10 protein-coding genes are annotated in these 12,084 nt (G+C 69.7%); 4 read left to right on the top strand and 6 right to left on the bottom strand.

The annotated features are described in order from the left end of the window. Nucleotides 1-154: 154 nt before the first annotated feature. Complete coding sequence (locus ACFXDJ_RS10425) at nt 155-466, bottom strand: (2Fe-2S)-binding protein (RefSeq protein WP_330297668.1); 312 nt, start codon at nt 464-466, stop codon at nt 155-157. Nucleotides 467-748: 282 nt separating this feature from the next. Between ACFXDJ_RS10425 and ACFXDJ_RS10420 the strand changes: the two genes are divergently transcribed. After that, nucleotides 749-1,792 (top strand): helix-turn-helix transcriptional regulator, encoded by a 1,044-nt coding sequence (locus ACFXDJ_RS10420; protein WP_384659877.1) that lies wholly within the window; start codon nt 749-751, stop codon nt 1,790-1,792. 133 nt (nt 1,793-1,925) lie between these two features. Here the strand turns inward: ACFXDJ_RS10420 and ACFXDJ_RS10415 are convergent, their stop codons facing one another. The 4 genes from ACFXDJ_RS10415 to dnaK are packed head-to-tail and all read right to left on the bottom strand — an operon-like array spanning nt 1,926 to nt 6,137. Continuing rightward, a complete protein-coding gene (locus tag ACFXDJ_RS10415) occupies nt 1,926-2,372 on the bottom strand; it encodes a heat shock protein transcriptional repressor HspR (protein WP_384664064.1) in 447 nt (148 codons plus the stop codon). A gap of 1 nt (nt 2,373) precedes the next feature. Beyond that, nucleotides 2,374-3,558 carry a molecular chaperone DnaJ gene (dnaJ, locus tag ACFXDJ_RS10410; RefSeq protein ID WP_384664063.1) on the bottom strand — a complete coding sequence of 395 codons (1,185 nt, stop codon included), beginning with the start codon at nt 3,556-3,558 and terminating at the stop codon, nt 2,374-2,376. Nucleotides 3,559-3,609: 51 nt separating this feature from the next. Next, nucleotides 3,610-4,284 (bottom strand): nucleotide exchange factor GrpE, encoded by a 675-nt coding sequence (gene grpE, locus ACFXDJ_RS10405; RefSeq protein WP_384848812.1) that lies wholly within the window; start codon nt 4,282-4,284, stop codon nt 3,610-3,612. After that, nucleotides 4,284-6,137, bottom strand: a complete 1,854-nt coding sequence (dnaK, locus tag ACFXDJ_RS10400; protein WP_384848809.1) for a molecular chaperone DnaK — start codon at nt 6,135-6,137, stop codon at nt 4,284-4,286. Before dnaK ends, grpE begins: the two co-directional genes overlap by 1 nt. A gap of 274 nt (nt 6,138-6,411) precedes the next feature. On the opposite strand from dnaK, the gene ACFXDJ_RS10395 reads away from it, so the two are divergent. Continuing rightward, the gene (locus tag ACFXDJ_RS10395) at nt 6,412-6,963 is read left to right on the top strand and encodes a sugar transferase (RefSeq protein ID WP_384848806.1); all 552 of its coding nucleotides are present in this window, start codon (nt 6,412-6,414) and stop codon (nt 6,961-6,963) included. A gap of 124 nt (nt 6,964-7,087) precedes the next feature. Continuing rightward, nucleotides 7,088-9,610 (top strand): (Fe-S)-binding protein, encoded by a 2,523-nt coding sequence (locus ACFXDJ_RS10390; RefSeq protein ID WP_384848803.1) that lies wholly within the window; start codon nt 7,088-7,090, stop codon nt 9,608-9,610. An 84-nt stretch (nt 9,611-9,694) separates the two neighbouring features. Here the strand turns inward: ACFXDJ_RS10390 and ACFXDJ_RS10385 are convergent, their stop codons facing one another. After that, nucleotides 9,695-10,756 (bottom strand): hypothetical protein, encoded by a 1,062-nt coding sequence (locus ACFXDJ_RS10385; protein ID WP_384848800.1) that lies wholly within the window; start codon nt 10,754-10,756, stop codon nt 9,695-9,697. Nucleotides 10,757-11,036: 280 nt separating this feature from the next. Here ACFXDJ_RS10385 and ACFXDJ_RS10380 point away from each other — a divergent pair, with 280 nt between their 5' ends. After that, entirely contained in the window at nt 11,037-11,951 is a 915-nt protein-coding gene (locus tag ACFXDJ_RS10380; protein WP_384661615.1) for a YIP1 family protein, read from the top strand. Nucleotides 11,952-12,084 lie beyond the last annotated feature (133 nt).

Genomic DNA, 12,084 nt, shown 5'->3' with positions numbered 1-12,084 from the left:
TGGGTGTTTTTGTTTGTGCGGTTTTTTGGGCATAAATACTACCCCCCCACCAACCACCCCCGGACCATCGGTGTTGAGGTCCAGCGGGCCCCCCCCCCCCCCGCCGCTGTGTGGGGGTAGCGCCTGAGCGATCTGTGACGACGGGGGAATCGCGTCAGGCACTGCGGGGGGTGGCGGTGGTTTCGGGCTCGAAGAGCTGGTGATCACGTTGATCCAGATTGACGAAGACCATGCCGTACCGGACCTCGCAACGCACGGGCTGCGGCGCGCCTCGCGGGCGACGCAGGCACCGGTAGGCGCGGACGTCCTCGTCCTCCTCGCGCACCACGACGATCGGCTGGCCGAAGAGGGTGACCTTCAACGAATCGCCGGCATAAGGAATGGCACTGGTCAGATCGATGAACTGCCAGCCGGAGCGGTATGCCGATGCCATTTCACGGCGGAAGCCGCGGTCGTCGGGGGTCATCAGGAGACCTGCGCAGGGATGGTGTCCCAGCCGAAGTCGTTCCCGACCTTCACCACAGCGGGCGAACCCGCACTGACATCAGCGCTTCCCGTGTCCCCATTGACGGCGACGACTGCCCCAAAAATCGCGACGACGGAGAAAACAACGGCAAGCGCCGAGCGAAGCATTCTCTGATACATGGTCGGCTTCGTCCTCACTTGATGGAATCTTCTCCCCCGCACTGACAGACGATGGCTCATTCAGGCACGTCAGTGCCACAGGGACGATGCATCATGTTCTTACATGTTCAGGACCCTGGGGGGTGGAGATTTGCCGCAAAGCACAACAAACCCGACACATCACCACCCCGTCACGGAGATGTGCGCCGAGGGAACCCGACTCTACGCAGCGGCTCTGGGCACCGGCCGCGTCGCCCGCGGTGAAGTCAAGAACGCCCCCTGCCTGCTCGAATTCGCCCTGCTGCGCCCCGACCCGGACGACGCGAACCAACTGCGCGCGGTTCCCCCGTCCGTCGCACTCGCCCAACGGCTTCACCCGATCGAACGAGAGATCCAGGACCGTAGGCGCACCGCCGTGGATCTCACCGACGCGTTCGAGCCGTTCCTCGCCCTCAGCGCCCAGAGCCCCGCCAACACCCACGCCATCACGGTGCTGGAGGGATTCGACCAGATCAACGCCGCCATCGATCTGGCCACCGCCGAGTGTCACACCGAGGCGCTGACCGTCCAACCGGGTGGCGCCCGGCCGACGTTCAGCCTCAGCCAGTCCCTGGAGCGCGCCTCGCCGATGATCGACCGCGGGGTGAAGATCCGCACGCTCTACCAACACACTGTGCGGCACAGCCAGGGCACGCTCGCCTACGTGGACAGGATCTCCACGGGCAAGGTGGAGATCCGCACGCTGGAGGAACTGATCGAGCGTCTCATGATCTTCGACCGCACGGTGGCTTTCATCCCCGCGAGCCACGATCGGCGGGTCGCCCTGGAACTGCGGCACCCGGGACTGATCGAGTACCTCATCAAGGTCTTCGAGCAGCTGTGGCGCAGGGCCGTACCGCTGAACGACAAGGTCACGTACACGCACAGCCCGGACGGGATCTCCGGAGTGCAGCGCTCCATCGCCCACCTCCTCATCGAGGGGCACGTCGACGAGGCCATCGCCCGGCGCCTGGGCATGAACGTGCGCACCTGCCGCGCGCACATCGCGAAACTGGCCACCGCCCTGGGCAGCGGCAGCAGGGCCCAGCTGGGCTACCTCATCGCCGAGTCCGGCATCCTGCACGACTCGGGTCCCGGGGACGCCGGGGGGCTTACGGAGCCGCGCTGACGGCTACGGCCGGGATTGCGGCCGGATGCGGCCGGCGGAGACGCACAGAGGCCCCGCCCGGGCCCTTCGAGAAGGGTCCGGGCGGGGCCTCTGCGCGTACGGGCGGGGCTACGGGCCCCGCTACGCGTTCCGCTCAGTCCGTCGGGCGCTTGGGGCGCCAGACGACCAGGGCGTTGCCCGGGACCGGCGGCTGGTACGGGACCAGGTCGCGCCGGTACGAGGCGTGGACCTGGGCCTCGCGCTGCTGGAGCACGGCGGCGGCCCCGTCGACGGCGCTGGAGAGCTCGGCCACGCGCTGCTGGAGCGCGGCGACCTGGTTCTCCAGTTCGATGATCCGCTTGATGCCGGCCAGGTTGATGCCCTCGTCCTGGGACAGCGCCTGCACCGTGCGGAGCAGTTCGATGTCGCGGGCCGAGTAGCGCCGGCCGCGCCCGGCCGTACGGTCCGGGGAGACCAGGCCGAGGCGGTCGTACTGGCGCAGGGTCTGCGGATGCAGCCCCGAGAGCTGGGCGGCCACCGAGATCACGTAGACCGGGGTCTCGTCGGTGAGCTGGTAATGGCTCCTACGGCGGCCGTCCATGTCATGCTCCCTTCGCGGACTCGAACAGCGCGGAGCGCGGGTCCTCGGACTCCATCGCCTCGCGGTACAACTCCAAGGCCTCGCGGGCCTTGTCGTTCAGCTCGGTCGGGACCGCGACCTCCACCGTGACGAGCAGGTCGCCGCGGGTGCCGTCCTTGCGGACCGCTCCCTTGCCGCGGGCCCGCATCGTACGGCCGTTGGGGGTGCCCGGCGGCAGCTTCAGCGTCACCGAGGGACCGTTCAAGGTCGGGACCTTGATGTCGGCGCCCAGGGCCGCCTCCGCGAACGACACCGGAACGGTCACCGTGAGGTTGTCGTCCCTGCGGCCGAAGACCGGGTGGCCGTCGACGTGCACGACCACGTACAGATCGCCGGACGGGCCTCCGCGCTCGCCCGGAGCGCCCTTGCCGCGCAGCCGGATCCGCTGGGAGTCGGAGACCCCCGCCGGGATCCGGACCTGCATGGTCCGGGAGCTGCGGGCCCGGCCGCTGCCCTTGCAGACGTCGCAGGGGGTCTCGGCGATCAGGCCGCGGCCCTTGCAGTCCGCGCAGGGGTCGGTCAGCGAGAAACCACCGCCGCTGCCCCGGGAGACCTGGCCGGTGCCGACGCAGGTCGGGCACACACGGGGCGTGCCGTTCTTGTCGCCGGTGCCCGAACAGGCCTTGCAGGGCGACTGCGAGGACATCCGGAGCGGGACCGTGGCCCCGTCCACCGCCTCCGTGAAGGAGAGGGTGACCTCCGACTCGATGTCCTGGCCGCGACGCGGCTGGGTACGGGTCCCCGCACCCGGGCCGGCGCCGCCGCGGTTGAACAGGCCGCCGAAGACGTCGCCCAGACCGCCGCCGAAGCCGCCGCCCGCGCCGCCCTGCTGCTGGCCTCCGAAGAGGTCACCGAGGTCGAAGTTGAACGAGCCGCCGGCCCCGCCCGGTCCGGGGCGGAAGCCTCCGTTGCCGAACAGGGCGCGGGCCTCGTCGTACTCCTTGCGCTTCTTGGCGTCCCCGAGGATGTCGTTCGCCTCGGAGATCTCCTTGAAGCGCTCCTCGGCCGAGGAGTCGCCCTTGTTGGCGTCCGGGTGGAACTCGCGGGCGAGCTTCCGGTACGCCTTCTTGATCTCGGCCTCGGTGGCGTCCTTGGGGACACCGAGGACCTTGTAGTAGTCCTTCTCGACGAAGTCCTTCGTGCTCATCCCCGGTGTCCCTCCTCTCGCGCTGCCTCTGCTGTGACTACGTGTTCAGCGTCAGCCCTTTTCGGGGGCATCCGCGTCCTTGTCCGACGGCGTGTCGGCCTCCGCCGCCTCGGACTTCGGCGCCGCGCCCGGCTGGGGCTCGGCCACCGCGACCCGTGCGGGACGGATCGTACGCTCGCCGATCCGGTACCCCGGCTGAAGGATCGCCACGCAGGTGTCCTCCGTGACGTCCGGCGCGTACGAGTGCATCAGGGCCTCGTGGATCGTCGGGTCGAAGGGCTCGCCCTCCTTGCCGAACTGCTGCAGGCCCATCTTGGCCGCGGCGGTCTCCAGCGATTCGGCCACCGACTTGAAGCCGCCGACCAGTTCGCCGTGCTCCCGCGCCCGGCCGATGTCGTCCAGGGTCGGGAGGAGCTCCGTCAGGAGGGCCGCGACCGCGATCTCCTTGACGGCGATCCGGTCCCGCTCCACCCGGCGGCGGTAGTTCTGGTACTCCGCCTGGAGCCGCTGGAGGTCCGTGGTGCGCTCGTTGAGCGCCGTACGGGCCTGGTCCAGCTGGGCCAGGAGGGCCACGTCCGCGGCTGCCGCTGCTGCTGCGTCCCCGGCCGGGGCCGCCGGCTCCTCCTTGGAGGAACCAGCGGTCTTCGGCTCGGCGGCTGCGTCTTCCGCGCCTGCGCCGGTGGGGACTTCGGGCTTCTCTTCGAAGCCCGGGGTCTCCTCCGACATCAGGCAGCGCCGCCCTTCGGCTTCTCGTCGTCGACGATCTCGGCGTCGACGACGTCGTCGTCGGCCTTGGCCTGGTGAGCACCCTCGGCGCCCGCGGCACCGGCGGCACCCTGGGCGGCCTGGGCGTCGGCGTAGATCGCCTGGCCGAGCTTCTGGCTGACGGCGGCGAGCTTCTCGGTCGCGGTGCGGATCTCGGCGGTGTCCTCGCCCTTGAGCTTCTCCTTCAGCTCGGCGATGGAGGCCTCGACCTCGTCCTTGACCTCGGCCGGGACCTTGTCCTCGTTGTCCTTGACGAACTTCTCCGTCTGGTAGACGAGCTGCTCGCCCTGGTTGCGGGACTCGGCCGCCTCCTTGCGACGGGAGTCCTCGTCCGCGTACTGCTCCGCCTCCTGGCGCATGCGGTCGACCTCGTCCTTGGCGAGCGAAGAGCCGCCGGTGACGGTCATCTTCTGCTCCTTGCCCGTGCCGAGGTCCTTGGCCGTGACGTGCATGATGCCGTTCGCGTCGATGTCGAAGGAGACCTCGATCTGCGGGATGCCACGGGGGGCCGGCGGCAGGCCGGTCAGCTCGAACATGCCGAGCTTCTTGTTGTACGCCGCGATCTCGCGCTCGCCCTGGTAGACCTGGATCTGCACGGACGGCTGGTTGTCCTCGGCCGTCGTGAAGATCTCGGACCGCTTGGTCGGGATCGTGGTGTTGCGCTCGATGAGCTTGGTCATGATGCCGCCCTTGGTTTCGATACCGAGGGACAGCGGGGTCACGTCGAGGAGCAGGACGTCCTTGACCTCACCCTTGAGAACGCCCGCCTGGAGGGTCGCGCCGAGGGCGACGACCTCGTCCGGGTTGACGCCCTTGTTGGCGTCCTGACCGCCGGTGAGCTCCTTGACGAGCTCGGCGACGGCCGGCATGCGGGTGGAGCCGCCGACCAGGACCACGTGGTCGATCTCGGACAGCTGGATGCCGGCGTCCTTGATGACGTTGTGGAACGGGTTCTTGCAGCGGTCGAGCAGGTCCGCGGTCAGCTGCTGGAACTGGGCGCGGGTGAGCTTCTCGTCCAGGTGCAGCGGGCCCTCGGCGGAAGCCGTGATGTAGGGCAGGTTGATCGAGGTCTCCGTGGAGGAGGACAGCTCGATCTTCGCCTTCTCGGCGGCCTCGCGCAGACGCTGGAGCGCCATCTTGTCCTTGGACAGGTCGACGCCGTGGCCGTTCTGGAACTGCTTCACCAGGTAGTCGACGACGCGCTGGTCCCAGTCGTCGCCACCGAGGTGGTTGTCACCGTTGGTGGCCTTGACCTCGACGACGCCGTCGCCGATCTCAAGGAGCGACACGTCGAAGGTGCCGCCACCGAGGTCGAAGACGAGAATGGTCTGGTCGTCCTTGTCGAGACCGTAGGCCAGGGCGGCGGCGGTCGGCTCGTTGACGATGCGCAGGACGTTGAGGCCCGCGATCTCACCGGCCTCCTTCGTCGCCTGACGCTCGGAGTCGTTGAAGTAGGCCGGGACGGTGATGACCGCGTCCGTGACCTTCTCGCCCAGGTACGCCTCGGCGTCGCGCTTCAGCTTCTGCAGGATGAAGGCGCTCATCTGCTGCGGGTTGAAGTCCTTGCCATCCAGGTTGATCTTCCAGTCAGTGCCCATGTGGCGCTTGACGGAGCGGATGGTCCGGTCCACGTTCGTGACCGCCTGGCGCTTGGCCACCTCGCCGACGAGGACCTCGCCGTTCTTGGCGAAGGCGACGACGGACGGCGTGGTCCTGGCGCCCTCGGCGTTGGTGATGACGGTGGGCTCGCCGCCTTCCAGAACGCTGACGACGGAGTTAGTGGTGCCCAGGTCGATGCCGACCGCACGTGCCATTTTGATTCCTCCAGCTGACTTGAGTGGAACAGACTCAAGAATGCACCACGGCGGCGCGTGCGTCAACAGAGCTGAGCCTAGGGGGCTCAACCTTTAGGCTGCGCTTACGCGCAACCGTTCCAGCCTTGGCGGGCGGCATCAGCCAAATCCAGCCCCGCCGGCGTTTGAGGCGCGGGGCCTGGGGCGGAGCCCCAGCAACGGCGCCGCACCCGAACGGGGCACAGCCGCCGCGCGGCACCGCAGCACCGCCGGAGGCGTCCGGCACGGTGCCGGTATGCCTCTGCTGCTACGCCTCCCCGCACGGCCAGAGCTACGGCCGGCCAGGCCATCGGCCAAGCGGGTCCTCGACCTCCTCGGGGCGGCGCTCCTGATCGGGGTGCTCCTCGTACCGCTGCTGCTGGTCGCCGGGCTGCTGTACGCGGCCCAGGGCGCGGGGGTCCTCGTACGGGAGCCCGCGGCCGGAGCCGGCGGCCGGGCGTACGGGGCCTGGCGGTTCCGCGTCGGCAAGGGCCGGGCCGGGGCGGCGCTGGAGCGGTGCGCGCTGGACGGGCTGCCGCAGCTGCTGAACGTGGTGCGGGGGGAGATGTCGCTGGTCGGGCCGCGCCCGGAGCCGCCGTTCCACGGAGCCGGCAGGCCCGGCCGGAGCGACCGGCTCCTCGTACGGCCCGGGATGACCGGGCTGTGGCAGGTGGGTGCGCGTTCGGACCTGCCGTGGGAGGAGATGGACCTGCTGGACCGGCACTACGTGGAGAACCACTGGCTGGGGATGGATCTGGCGATCCTCGCTCAGACCCCGCGGGCGGCCTGGCGGCACAGGCGGCCCTGAGCAGGCGACCCTGAGCGACGCAGATCACCGCACGCTCGGCTACATTGCGGCGTCGGGACTGGGTAACCTCAAGCCTTGACTGGATAAGTTACCGCTTAGTAAGTGCCGCCCGAGGAGCCCCTCCATGCAACTCGCCGCGATCATCGTGTCGCTGGTCCTGACCGTGGTCGGCGTCGCGCTGCTCGCCCGAGCCGTGGCGCAGATCTACCGCTTCGTGAAGCTCGGACAGCCCGTACCGGCAGGCAGCCGTACGGACGATCCGAAGGCACGAACGCTCACCCTGGTCCGGGAGTTCCTCGGCCACAGCCGGATGAACCGCTGGGGCCTCGTCGGCTTCGCGCACTGGTTCGTCGCGATCGGCTTCCTGACCCTGCCGCCCACCCTGGTCCAGGCGTACGGGCAGCTCTTCAAGGCCGACTGGACGCTCCCGATCATCGGCGAGTTCCTGCCGTTCGAGCTCTACATCGAGTTCATCGGCCTGATGACGGTCCTCGGCATCGTCGTCCTGATGGGGATCCGCCTCGCGTCGCTGCCCTCGCGGGCCGGCCGCAAGTCGCGCTTCGCGGGCTCGAAGGCCTGGCAGGCGTACTTCGTCGAGTACGTCATCCTGACGATCGGCCTCGCCATCCTGACCCTGCGCGGTCTCGAAGGCGCGATCCACCACGTGGACTCGTACGAGCCGGCGTACTTCGTCTCGTACCCGCTGGTGCTGGCCTTCAAGAGCCTCTCGTTCGGCGTGCTGCAGAACGCGATCTACTTCACCGCGATGGTCAAGATCGGCGTCTCGCTGATCTGGATGATCGTCGTGTCGCTGAACACCAACATGGGTGTCGCCTGGCACCGCTTCCTCGGCTTCCCTAACATCTGGTTCAAGCGCAACGCGGACGGCTCCACGGCCCTCGGCGCCCTGCAGCCCATGACCAGCGGCGGCAAGGTCATCGATTTCGAGGACCCGGGCGAGGACGACGTCTTCGGCGTCTCGCAGGTCGAGCAGTTCTCGTGGAAGGGCATCCTCGACTTCTCCACGTGTACGGAGTGCGGTCGCTGCCAGTCGCAGTGCCCGGCCTGGAACACCGGCAAGCCCCTCTCCCCCAAGCTCCTGATCATGTCGCTGCGCGACCACGCGCACGCCAAGGCCCCGTACCTGCTCGCGGGCGGCGGCAAGGACATGGAGGGCAACGAGAAGGCCACGCCGGAGCAGCTGGCGAACGTGCCCGCGTCGGCCCTCGCCGAGGCCGAGCGGCCGCTGATCGGCACCGCCGAGGAGAACGGGGTCATCGACCCCGACGTCCTGTGGTCCTGCACGAGCTGCGGTGCGTGCGTCGAGCAGTGCCCGGTCGACATCGAGCACATCGACCACATCGTCGACATGCGCCGCTACCAGGTGATGATCGAGAGCGCGTTCCCGTCCGAGGCGGGCACGATGCTCAAGAACCTGGAGAAGAAGGGCAACCCCTGGGGCCTGGCGAAGAAGCAGCGCGTCGAGTGGACCAAGGAGGTGGACTTCGAGGTCCCGATCATCGGGAAGGACGCGGAGGACCTCTCCGAGTTCGACTACCTCTACTGGGTCGGCTGCGCCGGCGCGCTGGAGGACCGGGCCAAGAAGACCACCAAGGCCTTCGCGGAGCTGCTCAACATCGCGGGCGTCAAGTTCGCGATCATGGGCGGCGACGAGAAGTGCACGGGTGACTCCCCGCGCCGCCTGGGCAACGAGCCGCTGTTCCAGCAGCTGGCCCAGGAGAACGTGGCCATGCTGAACATGGCGTTCGGCGAGGACGACGAGGACCCGGAGACGAAGAAGCCGAAGTCGGCCAAGCGGATCGTCTCCACCTGCCCGCACTGCTTCAACACCATCGCGAACGAGTACCCGCAGCTGGGCGGCGAGTACGAGGTCATCCACCACACGCAGCTGCTCCAGCACCTGATCGACGAGGGCCGCCTCACGCCGGTGACCCCGGTCGACGGACTGATCACGTACCACGACCCGTGCTACCTGGGTCGTCACAACAAGGTCTACACGCCGCCGCGCGAGATCATGTCGGCCGTGCCGGGCCTGCGGCAGCAGGAGATGCACCGCCACAAGGAGCGGGGCTTCTGCTGTGGCGCCGGTGGCGCGCGGATGTGGATGGAGGAGCGGATCGGCAAGCGCATCAACAACGAGCGCGTCGACGAAGCCCTGTCGCTCAACCCCGACATCGTTTCGACGGCCTGCCCGTTCTGCCTGGTGATGCTGACCGACTCGGTGAACGGCAAGAAGAACGAGGGCCAGGCGCAGGAACACGTCACGGTGGTGGACGTGGCGCAGCTGCTGCTGGAGTCGGTGAAGCTGCCGGAGGCCGAGGCGGCCGCCCTGGCCGAGGCGGAGGCTGCCGCGGTTGCCGCCGCGGAGGCTGAGGCGAAGGCTGCTGCCGAGGCCGAAGCGAAGGCGAAGGCCGAGGCTGACGCGAAGGCCGCTGCTGAGGCCGAGGCGAAGGCTGAGGCTGAGGCTGACGCGAAGGCCGCTGCGGATGCCGCCGAGGCGAAGGCTGCCGAGGCTCCGGCCGAGGCCGAGGCCGAGGAGCCCGCGGCGGAGGTCGCTGCCGAAGCCGAGGCCGAGCCCGAGGCGGAGGTCCCGGCGAAGCCGGAGCCCGAGGCCGAGGCCAAGTAGTCCACGCACGCACCGGAACGGCCCGCCCCCATCCAGGGGCGGGCCGTTCCCGCGTCCGGGGTCAGCCGACCCTGGTCACGGAGGTCAGGACCGCTCGCTCCGGCTGCGACGCAGCATCGCGAAGCCGAGGCCCGCCGCGCCCACCGCGGCCATGCCCCCGCCGGCGGCCAGCAGCAGCGGGGCATCGGCGTCCGCCGACGCCGGCGTCACGCCCTCCGCACCGGCCTTCACGCCGCCCTTCGGGACGACCCGCTCCGCCGTCTTCACGGTGTCCGTCTTCTTCGCGGGGGCGACCGGCTTCGTACCGCCGCCCTTGGCGACCTCGTACTTCTCGATCAACTTGCCGCTGGAGAAGTCGTAGACCCAGCTGTTCCCGCCGTTCTTGCCGTCGATGACGACGAACTTCACGCGCTTGCCGTCCTGGACCAGCTTGTAGGTCCAGCCGTCGTTCATCGCGCTCGGGTGCTTCAGGTCGAGCGTGCCGAGGAGGTTCCCGTTCGGCATGGAGATTTCGGCGCGCTTGCCGCGCGGACCGTCGGTCAGCTTCGCGATCCGCCCGTCGGGCATGGTGACCCGTACCGAGCTCTCCACCTTCCGGGCCGGCTTCGGCTTCTCCACGGGCTTCGGCTTCTCGACCGGCTTCGGCTTCTGCGCGCCCTCGACCCAGGAGGTCACGGTGCCGTTCGGCTGGAGGACCACGTGCAGGCCGTTGTTCTGGCTGTAGGCCGCCGCGCCGCCCTTGCTGACCAGGGTGTCCAGCTTGACGCCGCCCGCGAAGAGGTCGGCCTCGAACCAGTCGTCGGCGACCTTGTAGACCTTGGCGACCGAGCCGTCGGGCAGCTTCACGGTGGTGACGAACGCCCGGCCCGCCGGCTTGACGGCCGGGGTGGTCGGCTCGGCCGTCGGAGTGGTCGGCGGGGTCGTCGGCGGGACGCTCGGATCCACCTGCGGGTCCACCTTGGGGTCCACCTGCGGATCCTGCGGACCCGTGCCCGGCTGCTGCTGGTCGATCCCGGGCAGGACCTGCGGCTCCGGGACGGCCGGGGAGTCCGCGAAGGCGGACCCTACGGGGAGGGCCAGGACGGCGGCCGCGCCGGCTACGACGGCGGCGGTACGGAGGGTGGTGCGGCGGCGGGGGCTGCGCATGGGGAGGGCTCTTCTCGTGCTCGTCGTTACTCGTTCGCGGCGGCGACACCAACGAAGCTACGGGTCCGGTATGTCCGTATTCCATCGGCGATGTAACGGAGTCCCGCAGACTGGCGCGCGGCCACGTAACCCACCCCGAGACGCCCCCTGAGACGCCCCCGAGAGGCCCCCTGAGACCGCCCCCGACCGCCCCCTAGGGGATGTCACAGTCCAGCCGCAAAGGGGGCTGTTTCCGGCGGCCCGGCCACCGGGCCCCGCCGGAGCGGGTACTTTCGATCACGTGGCTGGATTCAGGATCGGACGCGGCCGGGACAACAACCGCACCCCGCAACAACCCCCGCGGCAGCAGCCGTACGGTCAGCAGCAGGCCGCGCCCCACCAGGCGCCGCAGGCCCCCGCACCGTACGGCCAGCAGCCCTACGCCCCGCAGCAGTGGCCGCAGCAGGCCACCGGGGGCCACGGCGAGCCCGAGTACTACGACCCGCACGGCGGCCCCGGCGCGCCCGCGGGCCAGGGGCCGGGACCGGGGCAGGGCTCGTACCCGGGTGACGCTCCGGGGTACACCCAGGCCTTCGCGATCGGCGAGGACCCGTACCCGTACAGCCAGGGCGGGACCTACCAGGCGGGCGCCGCGCAGTCCGCCGCCCCCACGGGCCCGCGGCTGCCGTGGAAGGAACTGCTCCGCGGCATCGTGATGCGGCCCGGGGCGACGTTCCTGCAGATGCGCGACTACGCCGTCTGGGGCCCGGCGCTGACCGTGACCTTCCTCTACGGCCTGCTCGCGGTCTTCGGCCTCGACGGCGCCCGCAAGGACGTCATCAACGCGACCCTCGCGAACGCGGTCCCGATCGTGCTGTCGGCGGGCGTGGCCTTCGTGGCCTGCGGCCTGATCCTCGGCGCCGTCACGCACACCCTGGCCCGCCAGCTGGGCGGCGACGGGGCCTGGCAGCCCACCGTGGGCCTGTCGATGCTGGTCATGACCCTCACGGACGCCCCGCGCCTGCTCTTCGCGATGTTCCTGGGCGGGGACAACATGTTCGTGCAGGTGCTGGGCTGGGCCACCTGGGTGGCGGCCGGCGCGCTCTTCACCTCGCTGGTCGGCAAATCGCACGACCTTCCGTGGCCGAAGGCCCTGGGCGCGTCGGCGATCCAGCTGATCGCACTGCTGTCGATCATCAAGCTGGGCACGCTGTAACCGGCACCCACACCGGAACCTGAACGCGAAGGGGCCCGCCGCGCGAATCCGCACGGCGGGCCCCTCCACACACACAACGCGCTCACGGCTCTCACCGCACAGGCCGCGAGGACCTGACCCTCACGCGTCACGA

The organism is Streptomyces sp. NPDC059443 (assembly GCF_042750105.1).
In the GTDB taxonomy this organism is placed as follows: domain Bacteria; phylum Actinomycetota; class Actinomycetes; order Streptomycetales; family Streptomycetaceae; genus Streptomyces.
This window is presented reverse-complemented; position numbering and strand designations above follow the sequence as displayed.